The sequence below is a fragment of the Chitinophaga chungangae genome (genome assembly GCF_017742215.1).
GTDB lineage: Bacteria > Bacteroidota > Bacteroidia > Chitinophagales > Chitinophagaceae > Chitinophaga > Chitinophaga chungangae.
Genome location: NZ_JAGHKP010000003.1, coordinates 594,662 through 612,658, shown reverse-complemented (window position 1 = coordinate 612,658; position 17,997 = coordinate 594,662). Strand labels below are relative to the sequence as shown.

At 55.1% G+C, this 17,997-nt stretch carries 12 protein-coding genes; 4 read left to right on the top strand and 8 right to left on the bottom strand.

Features of this window, described 5'->3' with window-relative positions:
• The first annotated feature begins 48 nt into the window (after positions 1-48).
• The 3 genes from J7I43_RS16870 (at position 49) to J7I43_RS16860 (ending at position 7,000) form a co-directional block, all read left to right on the top strand.
• Positions 49-1,314, top strand: a complete 1,266-nt coding sequence (locus tag J7I43_RS16870) for an aspartate kinase (RefSeq protein ID WP_209147026.1) — start codon at positions 49-51, stop codon at positions 1,312-1,314.
• 634 nt (positions 1,315-1,948) lie between these two features.
• Positions 1,949-5,215 (top strand): SusC/RagA family TonB-linked outer membrane protein, encoded by a 3,267-nt coding sequence (locus J7I43_RS16865; protein ID WP_209147025.1) that lies wholly within the window; start codon positions 1,949-1,951, stop codon positions 5,213-5,215.
• A 21-nt stretch (positions 5,216-5,236) separates the two neighbouring features.
• Positions 5,237-7,000 carry a RagB/SusD family nutrient uptake outer membrane protein gene (locus J7I43_RS16860; protein WP_209147024.1) on the top strand — a complete coding sequence of 588 codons (1,764 nt, stop codon included), beginning with the start codon at positions 5,237-5,239 and terminating at the stop codon, positions 6,998-7,000.
• Positions 7,001-7,079: 79 nt separating this feature from the next.
• Here the strand turns inward: J7I43_RS16860 and J7I43_RS16855 are convergent, their stop codons facing one another.
• A complete protein-coding gene (locus J7I43_RS16855; protein ID WP_209147023.1) occupies positions 7,080-10,346 on the bottom strand; it encodes a S41 family peptidase in 3,267 nt (1,088 codons plus the stop codon).
• A gap of 15 nt (positions 10,347-10,361) precedes the next feature.
• Here J7I43_RS16855 and J7I43_RS16850 point away from each other — a divergent pair, with 15 nt between their 5' ends.
• The gene (locus J7I43_RS16850) at positions 10,362-10,526 is read left to right on the top strand and encodes a hypothetical protein (RefSeq protein ID WP_209147022.1); all 165 of its coding nucleotides are present in this window, start codon (positions 10,362-10,364) and stop codon (positions 10,524-10,526) included.
• Positions 10,527-10,828: 302 nt separating this feature from the next.
• Here J7I43_RS16850 and J7I43_RS16845 read toward each other — a convergent pair whose 3' ends face one another.
• From J7I43_RS16845 to nuoH, 7 genes are read right to left on the bottom strand one after another with little or no spacing between them, the layout of a single operon-like run.
• Positions 10,829-12,259: an NADH-quinone oxidoreductase subunit N gene (locus J7I43_RS16845; protein ID WP_209147021.1), complete on the bottom strand. Its 1,431-nt coding sequence runs from the start codon at positions 12,257-12,259 to the stop codon at positions 10,829-10,831.
• A gap of 13 nt (positions 12,260-12,272) precedes the next feature.
• A complete protein-coding gene (gene nuoM / locus J7I43_RS16840; RefSeq protein WP_209147020.1) occupies positions 12,273-13,751 on the bottom strand; it encodes an NADH-quinone oxidoreductase subunit M in 1,479 nt (492 codons plus the stop codon).
• A gap of 33 nt (positions 13,752-13,784) precedes the next feature.
• Positions 13,785-15,647, bottom strand: coding sequence for an NADH-quinone oxidoreductase subunit L (gene nuoL, locus J7I43_RS16835; RefSeq protein WP_209147019.1), 1,863 nt, complete (start codon positions 15,645-15,647; stop codon positions 13,785-13,787).
• Between the two features lie 22 nt (positions 15,648-15,669).
• Positions 15,670-15,975, bottom strand: a complete 306-nt coding sequence (gene nuoK / locus J7I43_RS16830; RefSeq protein WP_209147018.1) for an NADH-quinone oxidoreductase subunit NuoK — start codon at positions 15,973-15,975, stop codon at positions 15,670-15,672.
• A complete protein-coding gene (gene nuoJ / locus J7I43_RS16825) occupies positions 15,972-16,499 on the bottom strand; it encodes an NADH-quinone oxidoreductase subunit J (RefSeq protein WP_209147017.1) in 528 nt (175 codons plus the stop codon). Before nuoJ ends, nuoK begins: the two co-directional genes overlap by 4 nt.
• Positions 16,500-16,510: 11 nt before the next feature.
• Positions 16,511-17,026, bottom strand: coding sequence for an NADH-quinone oxidoreductase subunit NuoI (gene nuoI / locus J7I43_RS16820; protein ID WP_209147016.1), 516 nt, complete (start codon positions 17,024-17,026; stop codon positions 16,511-16,513).
• A 10-nt stretch (positions 17,027-17,036) separates the two neighbouring features.
• Entirely contained in the window at positions 17,037-17,993 is a 957-nt protein-coding gene (nuoH, locus tag J7I43_RS16815; RefSeq protein WP_209147015.1) for an NADH-quinone oxidoreductase subunit NuoH, read from the bottom strand.
• Positions 17,994-17,997: the final 4 nt, after the last annotated feature.

The following is a 17,997-nucleotide window of genomic DNA, read 5'->3' as shown; positions in this document are numbered from 1 at the left end:
ATTGATGTAATTTTGCGGGATATTTTTTAAAAGAAGAGGATTCTCCTTATGAAGGTTTTCAAATTTGGCGGCGCAAGTTTAGAAACTATTGAGCGCATACAACAGGTCGGCAAAATCATCCAGTCTTTCCCGGACGACAAACTCCTGGTCGTGATCTCGGCCATGGGCAAAACCACCAACGAACTGGAAAAGGTGGCGCGGAACTATTTTATGCGCAAAAGGGAGATCGCCGCGCAGCTGCTCTACAACATCGAGCAGCAGCATATCCAAACCGCCGAAAACCTGCTGGGCACCCGCGAGCATCCGCTGTTCACGCAGCTGCAGCAGTTCTTCACCGAAGCGGAATGGACGCTCGGCGAAAAACCCCTCCGCAATTACGATTATTATTACGACCAGCTGGTAGGCCTCGGCGAACTGCTCAGCACCGCCATCGTAAGCGCCTACTTCAACCAGGCCGGCATTATCAACACCTGGGTAGACGTGCGCGACGTGTTCCGCACAGACGATAATTTCCGCGACGCGAACATCAATTGGGAAGTGACCGAACTGCAGGTGAACCAGAAGGTGATGCCGCTCTTCAACGCCGTGAACATCGTGATCGCACAGGGTTTCATCGGCAGCACCGATCAGAACGAAAGCGTGACCCTCGGCCGCGAAGGCAGCGACTTCTCCGCCGCCGTGTTCGCCAACCTGCTCAACGCCGAAAGCCAGACCATCTGGAAAGACGTGGAAGGTCTTAAAAACGCCGATCCAAAACTGTTCGCAGACACCATCAACATCCCGGAGATCGCCTATGGCGAAGTGATCGAGATGGCGTATTACGGCGCGCAGGTGATCCACCCCAAAACCATCAAACCGTTGCAGAACAAACAGATCCCCTTATACGTAAAATGTTTCCTGGACAAAGAACTTCCCGGCACGGTGATCCGTCAGGATGCGGACAACCGCAAGCTGCCGCCCATTATCGTGCTGAAGAAAAACCAGGTGCTTATTTCCATCACCTCCCGCGATTTTTCTTTTATCACCGAAGACAAGATCAGCGACATCTACGAGATCTTCCACGATAAAAAGATCAAGATCAACCTCACGCAAAATGCGGCGATCACATTTTCCTGCTGTATAGACAATAACCCCGAAAAGATCGAGCTGCTCATCAAAGCCCTGCACCAGGGTTTCAAGATCTCCTACAACGAAGGCCTTGAGCTGCTCACGGTAAGGCATTACAAAAACGGTTTGCTGGAAGAGCTCACCAAAGGAAGGAAAGTGCTGCTGGAACAGCGGTCGGACAGTACGGTGCAGCTCGTTATGAAATAACGAAAGCACGCTGCCGGCGTAAATTTTCCATCAGCATAACCGGATGGCCGAACCGGCGGGCCTTGCCGCTACAATTAATTTCAAGATAACGTCCCCTCAAATCCACCAGTCAACGAACGGTGCATGCAGATGCTGCATGTGTAAAAGTCATGCCGGCCAAAACCCGGAAAAGCGGCTATGCGGAAACAAAAACACTGAAAAACGGGTTCCGTGGGGCCAGGCGGTGGTTTCTCCCAGGTTTTACGGTTCTTTCGCCCAATTGCATTTTATTTCAATTTACTTCCATTTTGTTTGTTATTTTTTTATTAAAATGTCGAAATTCTTACTATTTTGGACATCGATACCATATTCCAAAACGATATACAAGGGATTTTCAACCAAAACTCGGTTTAACAGACTATCTAATTCCACTAAAAACAGTGAAAACGTATGATCAGCAAGGCATTTCATTTCCTTAACAATTCTTTAATGGTTACTTAACCTGAAAGGAGGCGTAAACTCTCCTTTTATTCACAACTTGCGCCCGCAATCTTGTATTTGCTGACGCTTTAAAAATGACAGCGCAGGCTCCTGCCCTGAACGGACATGACATTTCCATACTCTTTGTATTTGTATAACTATAAAACCTTCAAACATGCTCACCACGCTTCGATCACTCAGCGGCTGGTTACTATTGCTGCTATGCCTTTTCCCGGCATTAGCCAATGCCCAGCAAACCGGCGCCAGCTTATCCGGCGTAATTACAAGCTCTAAAGGCGAACAGCTTCCCGGGGTTTCGGTGGAAGTCAAAACAGGCAGCCAGCGCAAAGGCACTGCTTCTCTTTCCGACGGCAAATATTCTATTGCCAACCTGCCCGCGGGCGTTCCCCTGCAGATCACCTTTTCATTCATCGGATTTGAGCCCTTAGTGATCAAGGACAAAGTACTCAACAACGGCGGCAACACGCTGTCCGTTCAGCTCAAAGAAGGGGACCAGAAGCTCAATGAGCTGGTAGTGGTTGGTTACGGCACCCAGAAAAAAGTGAACCTTACCGGCGCGATCTCGCAGGTAGGCTCGGAAGTGCTGGAAAACCGGCCTGTAGCTAATGTAACGCAGGCCCTGCAGGGCGCGGTTCCCGGCCTGAACATTACGTTCACCGACGGCCGCCCCGGCGCCAACGGCCGCTTCAACATTCGCGGCACCAACCCGCTCAGCTCCGGCGCCACCCCGCTGGTACTGATCGACGGCGTGCCCGGTTCCATGAACAATGTGAACCCCCGCGATATTGAAACCGTGACCATCCTGAAAGACGCAGCCGCTTCCGCCATCTATGGCGCCCGCGCAGCCTTCGGCGTAGTACTGGTAACCACCAAAGCCGCCAAAAAAGGCAAGCTCACGGTGAATTACGGCAACAATTTCTCCAAATCGTACAGCACCGTAAGTACAGATTATATCACAGACGGTTATACTTCCGCCATGCTGAACGACGAAGCGTTTCTTGTTACCACCGGTAATACCTACACGCGTTACACGCCGGCAGACATGGAAGAGCTGAAAAAACGCCAGACGGACAAATCGCTGCCCACCGTGGTAACCGATATCCGCAACGGCCGCGAGCAGTATATCTATTACGGCCACACGGACTGGTGGAAAGAATTTTTCCTGCCTTCGCAGGACGGGATGGAGCACAGCCTGAGCGTATCCGGCGGCACCGAAAAAGTGGACTTCCTGATCTCCGGCCGTATGTACAACAAAAAAGGCATGATGCGCTACAACCGCGATGAATACAATTCATTCAACCTGCGCACCAAACTCACCGTACGCGCTAACAAATGGCTGACCTTCACGAACAACACCCAGTTCATGATCGGCAAATACACCTATCCCGGGTGGAACCCGAACACGAACTTCGTGAACACTACCGTACACGCCCTTCCCTCCTACGTTCCCAAGAACCCGGACGGCACGGCCACCTACATCACCGCGCTGAACAACTACCAGATCGGCGACGGCCTGTTCTCCGACCTGCTGTACGGCAAAAACAAAGGCACCGACCGCTGGAACGAACTGATGAGCACCTGGGGCGCCACCATCAGGGTGAACGACAACATCAACCTGTACGCTAACTATACCTTCACGCTGAACCCAGCCAGGGATAACGACAACCCCACTTCCGCCAGCTTCAGGCAAACGTCTTCCCCGTACTCCATCTATCCCGGCGTGATCAGCAAAGTGCCCAGGCCGGACTTCCTGCGTGAAGAGACCAACCAGGATTATTATCACGTTGCCAACGCCTATGGCGAATTCCAGAAGAGCTACGGCAAACACAATGTAAAATTCATGGCGGGTTACAACCAGGAGCTGAAACAGTTCAAGCGCATCAACACCGAGCGCGGCGACCTGCTTTCACAGGACCTGAACGACATCAGCCTCGGCTCCGGTTACTTCACCACCAACGGCCTGCAACAGGAATGGGCGCTGCTCGGCTTCTTCGCCCGTGTAAACTATGACTATAAAGGCAAATACCTGTTCGAAGCGAACGGTCGTTACGACGGTACTTCGCGTTTCCCGAAAGGCCAGCGTTTCGGCTTTTTCCCCTCTGTATCCGCAGGCTGGAGAATCAGTGAAGAGAATTTCTTCGAACCGCTTAAAAATATCGTCAGCGACCTGAAATTCCGCGCTTCCTATGGCCAGCTCGGCAACCAGGTAACTTCCAGTCCCTACCCTTACATCCCGCTGCTGAACCGCGGCACGTTGGACTGGATCGCGGGCGGCAAAAAACTCGAATACCTCACTTCGCCGAACGCCATTTCTCCCTCTCTTACCTGGGAAAAAACGGCTTCGCAAAACTTCGGTATCGACGCGGGACTGTTCAATAACAAACTGAGCTTAAGCCTGGATTATTATATCCGCGATACGAAAGACATGCTTACCAAAGGCCCGACCCTTCCCGTGGTATTCGGTACCGGCGAGCCGCAGGAAAACGCCGCCGACCTCCGCACCAAAGGTTTTGAGATCAACATCAGCTACAACGACCAGTTCGATCTTGCGGGCAAACCCTTCATCTGGAGCATCGGCGCTAACCTGAGCGACTACAGGTCCGTGATCACCAGGTTCGACAACCCGACCAACTTGCTCAGCACTTATTACGTTGGGCAGAAATACGGCGCCATGTGGGGTTACATGACAGACGGCTACTTCAACAGCGATGAAGAAGCAGCCGCATGGCAGGCGAAAGTGAACCAAGACCTCGTTGGCTCCAACATCAAGAGCGCTTCCGGCCAGTGGAACAAACTGCGCGCAGGCGACCTGAAATTCCAGGACCTCAATGGAGACGGCAAGATCAGTCCGGGCCTGAACACCCTTGCGGATCATGGCGACCTCGTTTACCTCGGCAACAGCCAGATGCGTTACCCTTACGCTTTCAACGGCAGCGCCAGCTGGAATGGCTTTGACCTGTCTTTCTTCTTCCAGGGCATCGGCAAAAGGAACTGGTACCCCGGTGCGAACGCGGATAAATTCTGGGGCCCCTACAGCCGTCCTTACTACTCCTTCCTGCCCACCAACTTCCCCGACCTGGTGTGGACACCGGAGAAAGGGCAGGACAGCTACTTCCCCCGTCTGCGCGGCTACATCGCCCTCAATGGCAACAACCCGCTCACCAACGTAAACGATAGGTACATGCAGGACCTCGCATACCTCCGCCTGAAAAACCTCACCATCGGTTATTCACTGCCGGACAACATGCTCAAACGCTTGAAGCTAAACCGCTTCCGCGTATATGTGAGCGGCGACAACCTGGTAACCTGGACCAAACTGGAATCCAAATACATCGATCCGGAGCAGGCCAACGCCGAAGCAAACGGCCGCGTTTATCCGTTCGGCAAAACATTCTCCGCCGGTCTGGACCTGTCTTTCTAATCACTTAAACGAGCAATTGAAATGAAAAAGCAATTATCCATACTAGCAATAGCCGCGGCGGGTTTATTCAGCAGCTGCGAGAAATTCATGGACCGTCAGCCGCAGTCGCAGATCGCGCCGGACCAGTATTTCAACAACGACAACGAGCTGAGGTTTTACCTCAACTCCTTTTACAGCGCATTTCCCAGCGCGGAAGGCGTATATAACGAAGACATCGACAACGTCGTAAAACAGTCCCTCGGCGACAACATCACCGGCCGCCGCACCGTACCGCTTACCGGCGGCAACTGGACTTGGACGGAGCTGCGCAAGATCAACTTCTTCCTCGACAACTATAACCGCGTGATGCCCGAAAGCCAGGCAGGCCGCTACGCAGGCGTAGCCAAATTTTTCCGCGCCTATTTCTATTTCGACAAAGTGCAGCGTTTCGGCGATGTGCCCTGGTATTCTTCCGCCATTCTGCAAACAGACAAGGCGATGCTTACCAAAGCAAGAGATCCCCGTAACCTCGTGGTGGATTCCATCGTTAAAGACCTTGAGTATGCGATCGAAAAAATAGACGACCTTACCTATCCCGGCATATCAGGCCCCACCACCGAGCTGGTGACCAAATACACGGCCATGGCGCTGCTGAGCCGCGTATGCCTGTTCGAAGGCACCTGGAGAAAATACCGCGGCGAAACCGGCTGGGAAGCCCTGCTCACGAAAGGCGCGGCGGCAGCCGAGCAGCTGATGTCGAGCGGAAAATACAAGATCTACACGTCTACGCCGGAAAAAGCGTACCTGGAGCTTTTCGCTTCCATCGCCCCGATCAAGGACGAGATCATTCTCGCGAAAAATTTCAGCAACGAGCTGTCTGTATGGCATAACGTGAACTACTATACGATCACGTCTTCCTACGGCAAACCTGGCCTGGACAAACAACTGGTGAACAGCTACCTGATGGCGGACGGTTCCCGTTTTACGGACATTCCCCGTTACGACACCATCACTTTTTACGCTGAAACCCAGAACCGCGACCCGCGCCTGTCACAAACGATCCGCACCCCGGGTTACGCCCGCATCGGCACCACCAACCCGCTGGTGCCCGACTTCGGCGCAAGCGTGACCGGCTACCAGCTGATCAAGTTCGTAACGGACATGTCTTTCGATTCTTACAACCGTTCCATCAATTCCATGCCTATTTTCCGCTACGCGGAAGTGCTGCTCAACTTTGCTGAAGCCAAAGCGGAACTGGGCACGCTCACACAGGCGGATATCGACAAATCCATCAAGCTGCTGCGCGACCGCGTGGGCATGCCCAACCTGGACCTTGCCGCCGCCAATGCAAGCGCAGACCCGTACATGGCAGCGCAATATCCCGGCGTAACGGGCGCGAACAGAGGCGTGATACTCGAGATCCGCCGCGAGAGGAGGATCGAGCTGGTGATGGAAAGCTACCGCTGGAACGACCTCATGCGGTGGAAATCCGGCCAAAGCCTGGTACGCCAGTTCAAAGGCATGTATTTCCCCGGCGTTGGCCAGTACGACCTCGACCGCAACGGGAAAACCGACGTGTATATTTATGAAGGCACCAAACCCACGCCGGTAGCGGGCGTTCAGTACTTCAAACTGGGCTCCGAGATCGACCTGGAAAACGGCGCCGCTGGCGGTAATGTGATCATCAACCGCAGTACCACCAAAACCTTTAATGAAGACAGGGATTACCTTCAGCCTGTTCCCATCCAGGAAAGACAGCTGAACACCAATCTCTCCCAGAATCCGAATTGGGTTGACGGGCTGTAAAAATCCCGCGTGTCAATAATACGAAGAGGCCGTCTCCAGCGTGGGACGGCCTCTTTCATTTTCTAACCAATACAATCAGTTATTTCACTCTCACAGGGTCCGCCGGTTTGGGCACGGGCTCGTAAGATTTTGTTTTCAGTTCTTCCAGCAATACCTGCACGCCTTTTTCAAGCTGCGGGTCGCGGCCTGCGATCACGTCCGCGGGCGTTTGTTCTACTTCCACATCGGCGGGCGTACCATAGTTTTCGATGATCCAGTTGCCTTTGGTATCGTAGATGCCGAAGCTCGGCGAGGTTACAAAACCGCCGTCTATCAGCGAAGGATAACCGCTGATGCCCACCAAAATACCCATGGTGCGTTTGCCGACCAGCTTGCCGAGTTTTTTCTGCGAAAACATCCAGGGCATCATATCGCCGCCGGAGCCCGCGTATTCGTTGATCAGCATGGCTTTGGGGCCATAGATGGAATTGCCCGGCGTGGTGAAGCTGCGCCCGTCGCGCACGCCCCAGTAGCTGAGCACTTCGCGGTCGAGGATGTCTATCACGTAATCCGCCACGGAACCGCCGCCGTTGAAACGCTCGTCCAGCAGCAACGCTTTTTTGTCCGTTTGTGCGAAATACATGCGGTTAAAAGAAGTGTAGCCTTCCTGGCCGGTATTCAGCATGTACACATAAGCGATCTTGCCGTTGCTGAGCTGGTCTACCTTGCGGCGGTTGCTTTCCACCCAGTCAGACAAACGCAGCGCCAGTTCGCCCTGCAGCGAAACCGGCTCCACCACGATCTCCCGCGCACCGGAGCCGTTCGGCTGGCCGCACACTTTCAGCAACACCTGGTTGCCTACTTTGCCTTCCAGCAACTGGGAAATGTTCATGTCTTCCGTCAACGCCCTGCCGTTCACTTCCAGGATATAATCGCCTTCTTTCACATCGAGGCCGGGAACGCTCAGCGGCGCTTTGTTGGTGGGGTACCAGCGTTCGGTGCCGTATATCTTTTTGATGCGGTATTTGCCGTTGCTGATCTCGTAATCCGCGCCCAGCAAACCTCCGCTTACGTTCGGGCCTTGCGGGAAATCGCCTGCCCCAACGTAGTTGTGGCCTACCACCATTTCACTCATCATTTCGTTGAGCAGGTACGTAAGGTCCGCGCGGTTGCTTACGTACGGCAGCAGCTGTTCGTAGCGTTTTTTGTTTGCGTCCCAGTCTACGCCGTGCATATTTTTTACATAGAAAAAGTCCTTTTCGATCTTGTACACTTCGTCAAAGATCTGTTTCCATTCCGCAACGGGATCGACCAGCAGGCTTACGCCGGAAACGTCTACTTTTCCCTCGCCTGCGCCGGGTTTGCGGCCCGCATCCACAATATGATAATTGCCGCCGGAAGCGAGCAGTATCTTTTTACCGTCCGCCGAAACGATGAAGCCGTAACCTTTCGCGAAGGTTTCGGATTTGCGTTCTTTCAGGTCGTAATAACGGATCTCGTCGTCGGAAATAAAGAAGAGTTTGTCTTTCACCAGCCCATTCAGCGAGCGGTAATTGCCCGCGGGCAACGGCAGGGCGATGATCCTGTCCTGGATGCCGTCGAAGTCCACGTCTGAAGGCGCAGGTTTGGCGGTTTTGGAAGTATCTTTTTTGTCTTTGTCTTTCTCCTTTTCTTTGTCTTTGTCCGCATCCTTCACCGTTTCTTCATCGCTTTCGGGGGTGAAGATGGTGGGGGTGGATTTGGATAACAATGCGGCGTAAATATTCGAGGTCACTTTCCTTTCGTAGGTGAGCATGTGCAGCCCGCTGATGGCCATGCCGCTGTTGGTGCTGGCAGGGAAGAACAAATATTTGCCGTCCGCGCTGAACGTGGGGTTGCCGGCGTCGCTCATCCCGTCGGACACCCGGGCGCTTTTGCCGGATGCGATGCTGTAGAGATACACCGCGTCGAAGCCGTTGGGCTGCACGTTCACGTAGGTAATATATTTAGAATCGGGGCTCCAGCTGGGCGCGAACACGTTGGAGCTGCCGGAAGGAATGGAACCGTTGGAATAGGTGTCCACCTTCGTTACTTTTTTGGAAGCCACGTCGAGGTAAAACAGGTTGAAATGCGCGTCGCTGAACACGATCTTTTTACTGTCCGGGCTCCAGGTGGGCCCGAAATAATACACGGTTTTCCCCAACTCGATCTCCACCGGGTCTTTCAGCGCTTTCTGATCGCGCAATACGAGTTTATAATTGCCGTCTTTATCGGAAAGGTAAGAGATCCATTTGCCATCCGGCGACCAGGCGGGCTCGCGTTCGTGGGAACCGGGAGAATTGGAAATGTTGCGCACATCGCCTTTTTCTTTCGGGATGCTGAAGATCTCGCCCCTTCCCTGCACCAGCAGGCGCTGGCCGGTCGGCGAAATGTTCACGCGTTCGAAAGCGCTGATCTTTTCATAATGCGGGCGTTTGTAGGGAATGTCCGCACGGATCAGCACGGGCACATCGGTGACGTTATTGCCGGCGGGGTTCAGCAGGTGAATGGTCGCGTTTTGTTCGAACGCCAGCGTTTTACCGTCTGAGGTAAGGGTTTTAACATCGGCGCCGGTAAACTTCGTCACCTGCGTTACCTGTTTGCTGTCCGTATCATACCGGAAAATATTCATGGTATGATTACGGTCGCTGAGGAAATAGACGCTTTTGCCGACCCACACGGGGCGAACGTTATTGGAATTGGCCGCGGGTATCTCTTCGATCTGCGTGGTGGCGTTGTTGAAGATCCAGATCTTCGGCATATAACCGCCGCGATAACGTTTGAACGGCCGCCAGGTGGTAGTGCTGCCTTCGGTGGGATCGGGATTTTTGATGTAAGCGGTGAACTTGCCGTCTGCCGACACGGCGCCCTGCGTGGCTTCCGGGATCTTTGCATGCACCTCGGGCAGGCCGCCTTTGATGCTCACGGAAAACAGCTGGGTGGTGCGCATGGTGGGCGAAATGGCGCCGGATGCGAACAGGATGCGGTCGTTGCCGATCCAGCCGCGCACCAGGTCTCGCGCAGGATGATACGTTACGCGCTGCGGGTCTCCGCCTTCAACGGGTATCACATACACGTCGAAATTCCCGTCGTAGTTGCCGGTAAATGCAATCCATTTTCCGTCGGGCGAAAAGTAGGGGTCCTGCTCAAAGGCGGGATTCACGGTGAGGCGCAGGGGCGACGAGCCGTCGCGGTTAGCGATCCAGATGTCCCCGGCGTACATAAAAGCGATGTTTTTTTCGCTGACGGCGGGGTTCCGGAGCAGTTTCGTACCGGACTGCGCCTGTGCGGTAAGGGAACCTGCGGCGAGCAGCGCCCAGCCGGATAACTTCAATAGTCGATTTAGCATAAGCAGATTTGGGTTATGGTAAAAATCAAATTGGCAATGGTGCAAAATAATGGAAAAAGCGGTTCCAACGGGCAGGCGCACGGCTGTATTTGGGACAAATGGCCGGAAAAACAGGACGAAGGGCGTTGGCAGGCATCGATGTCCGGAACCGGACGCCGGAGGGGAAATTCAGCCGTCTAAAAATGCATTTAAGCCACCCGCGAGCGGTAGCCAGGTAAAACGCAACCAGGGCAAGGCCGTGTGCAGGGAACGTAAAGCAACGATGATACTGGAAGCAAGCCGACACATGGATTGGCCCATAACGGCCTCTAGTCGGCCTCGAATCGGCCTTGAATCGGCCTTGAATCCTTCCGGATCGGCCTTATGTCCACCTTGAGCCGGTCGTTACAGGTCTCCCGGAACGCTCCGCCATAAAAAAGCCGGTTCCGGGGAACGGGCGCGGTGTATGATGAGTGCCGAATTTTAATTTATGCAGGCTGCGTTTACCCCATGGTCAGCATCATATTCCTGATCACGGAGATCAAGGCGGAAGGATACACGCCCAGCCACAGCAGCAGCACCATCAGCGCCGAAAGCGCGAAAATGCCGAAAAAAGGCATCCTTTTGCGTACCGCCGGCCCGGGCAGCGGCTGGAACATGATCGCGACGAGCCGGATGTAATAGAACAGGCCTATGACGCTGTTCACCACCAGCAACACCAGCAGCAGCCATAATTCCGCATCCACGCCGGCAGCCACTACGTAAAACTTGCCGATAAAACCCGCGGTGAGCGGTATGCCCGCGAGCGACAGCAACATGCCCGTAAAAATGGCCGCCAGCCAGGGCTGCCGCCAGAACAGGCCGCTGAAGTCCTGCAGGTTCTCCGCATCGTTCCTTTCGTCAGACATCAGGGCCAGCACGCCAAATGCACCGATGCTCGTGATCACGTACGCCACGAGGTAAAATATCACCGCCTCCTGCCCCGCTTCCTGGCCTGCCAGGAACGCGATCAGGATGTAACCCATATGCGCGATGGACGAATACGCCAGCAGGCGCTTCACATTCTGCTGCATCAGCGCCAGCCAGTTGCCGGCAAACATGCTCGCCATCGCGATGATGGCGAACACCCACCATAATATCGTGTATTCATACCCGTTAATATCCCTGTAAAACCGCATCAGCAGCACCAGCATGCTGCCTTTGGACACGGTGGCGATATACGCCGCCACCGGCAGCGGCGCGCCTTCGTAAATATCCGGCGCCCACATATGGAACGGCACAATGCCCAGCTTGAAACCCACGCCGATCACCATCAGCCCGAAACCGGCCACTACGGCCACGGGGGCGGAATGTATCGTTTCGAGGTAAGCCCCGATGCCGGTAAAATCCATCTTCCCCGATTCCGCATACACCAGCGCCATGCCGAACAACAAAAAGGCGGAAGAAAGCGCCGCCAGCAGCAGGTATTTGATCCCCGCTTCGTCTGACCGCTCCCTTGCGCGCAGGTATGCGATCAGCCCGTACAGGCTGATGCTCATCGTTTCCAGCCCGAGGAACAGCGAAATAAAATGCTGGCTGATCACCAGCACCATGCCGCCCACCGTAGCCAGCAGCAAAAGAATGTAATACTCCTCCTTCCGTTCTTCCCGCTGCTCGAAATAACTGTAAGACAGGAACAGCACGCTAAGCCCCGCCAGCAGGATGAGCCCCGTATTAAACAACGCGAACGCATCCACCACGAAAAGCGGCGCGATCACGTACGGCACGGCGTACGGCTGGAAATACAAAGCCGCCAGCGCGCAGATAAAAGCGAACACCGTAAAAGCGTGCATCACGCGGTGATTGCGGCGTATGGCCACCAGCAATATCGCGATCACGGCCGCCCCGCTGATAATAAGCAGGGGAAGTAAACTGAGAAGGTCTGATGCGGACATACGCTTGTTTTTTTTATTTGGTGGAATGAACGGCCACGGAAGGCATCGCCCTTTGCGCTACGTTGATCACCGGTTGCGGGTACACGCCCAGCCAAATGATGGCGGCGATCAGCGGCGCCATCATCAGCATTTCACGGAGGCTGAGGTCGGGCAGTTTGTATTCGCGCAACGAAGTGCCGAAAAATACTTTCTGCATAATGCGCAGGCTGTATATGGTGGCCACCACCAGGCCGGCCGTAGCGGCCACGGTGATCCATGGCGCGGCCTGCCAGCTGCCGGCCAGTATCAGGAACTCCGCGATGAAGTTGCCCAGTCCCGGCAAACCCAGCGAAGCCATTACGAATACCATCGTTACCACGCCCATCTTCGGCAACGCCGGCCACAGGCCGCCCATTTGCTCCAGCTCGCGCGTATGCAGCCTTTCGTACAGCGAACCGGCGATCATGAACAATGCGCCCGTGCTGATGCCGTGCGTGATCATCTGCATCACCACGCCCTGGTAGGCCAGCGGGTTGAACGCAAACGCGCCCACCAGCACGAATCCCATATGGCTCACGCTGGTGTAGGCCACCAGCCGTTTGAAATCGGTTTGCGCGTACGCGAGTTTCCCTCCGTACAAAATGCCGATCGCGCCGAGCAGCATCACCCAGGTGGCGAAGAACTGCGACGCTTCGGGGAATATGGGGATCACGAAACGCAAAATGCCGTAAGCGCCTGTTTTCAGCAGCAGCCCCGCGAGTATCACCGAACCGGCGGTAGGCGCTTCGGTATGCGCATCGGGCAGCCAGGTGTGGAAAGGAAATGCCGGCAGCTTTACGATAAACGCCACCAGGAAACCGAGCATCAGCCAGCGGCCCGTTTCCACGGCCATCGGCGTATTGAGCAATGCGAAATATGAAAAGGTGAACGTGCCGGTGGCGGACGCATGTACGAAATACAACCCGAGTATCGCCAGCAGCATCAGCAGCCCTCCCGCCTGCGTGAACAGGAAAAACTTGAGCGCGGCGTACAACCTGTTGCCATGGCCCCAGATGCCGATCAGGAAATACATGGGAATGAGCATCACTTCCCAGAAAAAATAAAACAGGAAAAGGTCCATGGTGAGAAACACGCCCGCAATGCCGCCGATCACGAACAGGAGGTTAAAATGAAAGAATCCCGACCGTTCCTTTATTTCCTTCCACGACACCATTACAGACAGCGCACCGAGGAAAAACGTAAGTACCAGCATCAGCAGGCTGAGCCCGTCCAGTGCCAGCGAGAAACTGATACCGAAACGTGGCATCCAGGGCAGCTCGTAGGTTTGCAGCCAGCGGTCGCCGATGAAATAGATATCGTCCTGCACCTGCCACCACATGCCCGCGGAGATCGCCAGCCCGGCGAGCATCACCAGCAGGGCCACCCAGCGCGGCAACGTTTTGTTCACCGCCGAAGCGAGCCAGGCGAGGAACGCGCCCAGGACGGGCAATAATATGAATACGGGAAGCATCATATCAGAAAAAGTTTAAGTACTGTTTAACGTTCGTTACACCGCGTATTCGCGCCAGATGATCACGGACAAAATAATGACCGCCCCCATCACGATGCCCATTACGTACCAGCGGAGAATGCCGCTTTGCGTGGCGGACATCGCCCGGTGAAAACCGCGCGTCACGGCAGCCAGGCCGGTGTATATTTTATCGATCACATCCCTCCTGTTTATTTTCGCCAGTTTCACGAAAGGTTGTACAAACATCACATTGTACGCATCGTCGAAACCCCAGCCGTTTTTCAGGAACTGTTTCAGCCCGTCCGGGAAAGGCGCGGCCAGCAAACGCCAGGCCAGCCAGGTGGCGAGCGCAACCAGACCGAGCGTAAGCGCCTGCATGCCCCATTCCAGCGCAACGCCGCCGTGAACGGTAACTACGCCGGGCAATACCGGCGACACGAAGTCGCTAAGCAGCGTGAGATGCCCCAGCGTATGCGGCAATTCAATAAAACCCGCGAGCGTGGACAATACCGCCAGTATATACAACGGCGCCATCATCACCGGCCCGGGTTTGTGATGCACATGCGTTTTTTCCTGCCCGAAAAACACGAGGAAGATCATGCGCGCGGTATATGCGGCCGTGATGAACGCCCCGAGCACAGCCGCCAGCGAATAAAACGCGTTACCGCCCGCCGCGGCGCCCGCCAGCCAAACGATCTGGTCTTTGCTGTAAAAACCGGAGGTCACGAACGGCAGCGCCGCCAGCGACGCGGAGCCGATCAAAAAAACGAGGAACACACCGGGCAGCGATTTGCGGAGACCGCCCATTTTGAACATATCCTGTTCATGATGCAGGGCTACGATAATAGCGCCTGCGCCAAGGAAAAGCAATGCTTTGAAAAACGCGTGCGTCATAAAATGGAAGATCGCCGCGCTCCATGCGCCCACGCCCAGCGCGAGGAACATATACCCGATCTGGCTGATGGTGGAATACGCCAGCACCCGTTTAATGTCCGTTTGCACAAATGCGCTGCAGCCCGCCAGCAATAAGGTAATGGCGCCAACGATGGCCACGGCCGCCTGCGCGGAAGGAGAAAGCACGAACAGCGCATTGGTGCGCGCGATGAGATACACGCCCGCCGTTACCATCGTGGCGGCGTGAATGAGCGCGCTCACGGGCGTCGGGCCGGCCATAGCGTCTGGCAGCCAGGTTTGCAGCGGCAATTGCGCGCTTTTGCCTACCGCGCCGCCCAGTAAAAGAAAGGCGATCAGCACTACCGTGGGGTCGCCCGTAGTCCATAATTCCTGCGCTCTTGCAAGCACTGTTCCGAGCTGCAAACTGCCGGTATGCTGCACGAGCAGGAACAATGCAATGGCCATGGCGGTATCGCCCACGCGCGTAACGATGAACGCTTTGCGCGCGGCGGCGCCGTTAGCGGGATCTTTATACCAGAAGCCGATCAGCAGGTAACTGCAAAGCCCCACGCCTTCCCAGCCGAAGTACAACAGCAGCAGGTTGTCTCCCAACACCAGCAAAAGCATGGCGCCGACAAACAGGTTCATGCAGGCGAAGAACCGGGCGAAGTCCGGATCGTCTGCCATATAACCCGTGGAATATACATGAATGAGAAAACCAACGAAAGTGATCACGAAGGTAAACACGAGCGAAAGCGCATCCAGCCGTAAGTCCATGCCGATGCGGAAAGTACCGATGCTGACCCAGTCCCAGAGATGCTGCACATACCCCGCCTGCCCGCTGTTCATGAACTGCAGGCCGGCGACGATGGTAACCAGCGCGGCAATACCCACGCTGCCGCAGCCGATGAGGGTCACGCCCGTTTTGCCGATGCGCCCCGATGCGAGCACCAGGAGCAGTGCGCCCAGGAAAGGCAAAGCCGGTATCAGGTAAATCCACTGCATAGCTGAATGTTTTAAAGCTTGATTATCCTCTCATTTTGCTGGCCTCATCGCTGTCGAGCGTTTTGAGCTGGTGATAGATCTGCAGGATCAGCGCAAGGCCCACCGATACTTCGGCTGCGGCCATTGCGAGAATGAACATGAACATCACCTGCCCTTCCGGCTGCCCCCAGCGCGCGGCCGCTACTATAAAGGCCAGCCCGGCCGCGTTGAGCATAATTTCCACGCTGATGAGCATAAAAATAATGTTCCGCCTGATCAGCATACTGATCAGCCCCAGCACGAATAAAATGCCGGCCAGCACCAGCCCTTCCATGGTTGTATTCATCATTCCGTAGTTCTTTCAAGAAATCTGTGCAATATTTTTTTCTTCTGCCGGCCAAGATGATAGGCCCCTACGATCCCGGCCATCAGCAACATGCCCGCAAGCTCCACCGCCAGGATGTAAGGACCGAATAAGCTCATGCCTACTGCTTTCGGGTCCACCGTTATTACATCCCCGGCCTGGCCGGTGGGTTGAAGGATGAGGTACACCAGTTCCGCGAGTAAAACAAGACAAAGGATGGAAGGCCCGATCCAGATACGCGGCGTAAGCCAACGGGCTTCGTCGCCGGCGGTCTGCGGGCCGAGGTTTAACATCATTACGAAAAATATGATCAGCACCATAATGGCGCCCGCATATACGATCACTTCCAGCGCGGCCATGAACGGCGCGCCGTACACGTAAAAAATAACGGCCACGCTCAGCAGCGACACGATGAAGTACAACAGCGCGTGCATGATGTTGTAACGGGTGATCACCATCAGGGTAGACAATACGGCTACCGCCCCGGCGATGTAAAATGCTGGTCCCATACGTGCATATTTTAAGGTAGCAGGCTTTTAACGTCCACCGGCGGTTCTTCTTTGCTGGCTTCGCCTTTGTTTTTTCCATCGATCGCCATGCCCGCCACGCGGTAATAGTTGTAGCCGGGGTATTTACCCTGGCTGTTGATGAGGAGGTCTTCTTTTTCGTACACCAGGTTCTGCCGGTCGTACTCCGCTATTTCGAAATCGGGCAGCAGTTGAATGGCGTAGGTAGGACAAGCCTCTTCACAAAAACCGCAAAAGATGCAGCGGGAAAAGTTGATGCGGAAAAATCCCGGGTAACGCCTGCCGTCCGGCGCTTCGGTGGCCTGCAGGCTGATGCAGTCCACCGGGCATGCCGCGGCGCAGAGATAACAACCCACACAGCGCTCCCCGCCGTCCGGGTCGCGGGTGAGGGCAATGCGGCCGCGCCAGCGTGCGGGCAGCGGGGCTTTTTCTTCCGGGTACTGGTAAGTCTCCCGCTTGTGGAACATATGCAGGAATACCAACCACATGCTTCTGATTAAACTGAACATACGCGTAATTTCAATTGTCAGTCAGGATTAATTTTATGGCGGCCGTCGCCAGCAAATTCAACAGCGACAGCGGGAACAATACTTTCCATCCGTATTCCATCAGCTGGTCGTACCGCGGTCTGGGCATGGAAGCCCGCAGCAGGATGAACAGCGAGATAAAAACAAAGGTTTTGATCACGAACCAGATGATGCCCGGCAGGAAAGCGGGGCCCAGCCATCCGCCGAAGTACAGCGTCACGATCATGGACGATACCAGCGTGATGCCGAGGTATTCGCCGATGAAGAACATGCCGAACTTCATGCCCGAGTATTCCGCGTGAAAACCCGCCACCAGCTCGCTTTCCGCTTCAGGAATATCGAACGGCAAACGGTGCGTTTCGGCGATGCCCGCGATCAGGAAAATGATGAAGCCGAGAAACTGCGGGATAAAATACCACAGCCCGCGCTGCGCTTCCACGATCTCGCGCAGGTTAAACGTGCCGCTCAGCAGCACCACGCCCATCAGGGCGAGGCCCATAAACACTTCGTAGCTGATCATCTGCGAAGCGCCGCGCATGGCGCCCAGCAGCGCGTATTTGTTGTTAGACGCCCATCCGCCCAACACGATGCTGTACACGCCGAGCGAGGACATGGCCAGGAAAAACAGCAGGCCGATATTCCAGTCCGCCACCACCACGTTCGGCCCGAACGGTATCACCGTAAAGCTCATCAGCACGGAAGCCACCACCACGGCGGGCGCGAACACAAAAACGACCTTGTCGGAAAAAGGCGGTATCCAGTCTTCCTTGAAAAAAAGTTTGATGGTATCCGCCAATACGATCAGCAAACCCAGCGGCCCCGCGCGATTGGGGCCGTAACGGTCCTGCCAGAGCGCCAGCATGCGCCGTTCCAGCCAGATGAGGCCGGCCGCCGTGTTGAGCAGTACAAAAAGCACTCCGCCTATCACCCACCAGAAATTTGCTTCCATATCC

Bases quoted from the DNA above. Each gene is read 5' to 3' on its own strand.
- nuoL (WP_209147019.1), bottom strand. From the start codon at position 15,647: ATGCAGTGGATTTACCTGATACCGGCTTTGCCTTTCCTGGGCGCACTG.
- nuoM (WP_209147020.1), bottom strand. From the start codon at position 13,751: ATGATGCTTCCCGTATTCATATTATTGCCCGTCCTGGGCGCGTTCCTC.
- J7I43_RS16865 (WP_209147025.1), top strand. From the start codon at position 1,949: ATGCTCACCACGCTTCGATCACTCAGCGGCTGGTTACTATTGCTGCTA.
- nuoJ (WP_209147017.1), bottom strand. From the start codon at position 16,499: ATGGGACCAGCATTTTACATCGCCGGGGCGGTAGCCGTATTGTCTACC.
- J7I43_RS16855 (WP_209147023.1), bottom strand. From the start codon at position 10,346: ATGCTAAATCGACTATTGAAGTTATCCGGCTGGGCGCTGCTCGCCGCA.
- J7I43_RS16845 (WP_209147021.1), bottom strand. From the start codon at position 12,259: ATGTCCGCATCAGACCTTCTCAGTTTACTTCCCCTGCTTATTATCAGC.
- nuoH (WP_209147015.1), bottom strand. From the start codon at position 17,993: ATGGAAGCAAATTTCTGGTGGGTGATAGGCGGAGTGCTTTTTGTACTG.
- nuoK (WP_209147018.1), bottom strand. From the start codon at position 15,975: ATGATGAATACAACCATGGAAGGGCTGGTGCTGGCCGGCATTTTATTC.
- nuoI (WP_209147016.1), bottom strand. From the start codon at position 17,026: ATGTTCAGTTTAATCAGAAGCATGTGGTTGGTATTCCTGCATATGTTC.
- J7I43_RS16850 (WP_209147022.1), top strand. From the start codon at position 10,362: ATGGTAAAAATCAAATTGGCAATGGTGCAAAATAATGGAAAAAGCGGT.
- J7I43_RS16860 (WP_209147024.1), top strand. From the start codon at position 5,237: ATGAAAAAGCAATTATCCATACTAGCAATAGCCGCGGCGGGTTTATTC.
- J7I43_RS16870 (WP_209147026.1), top strand. From the start codon at position 49: ATGAAGGTTTTCAAATTTGGCGGCGCAAGTTTAGAAACTATTGAGCGC.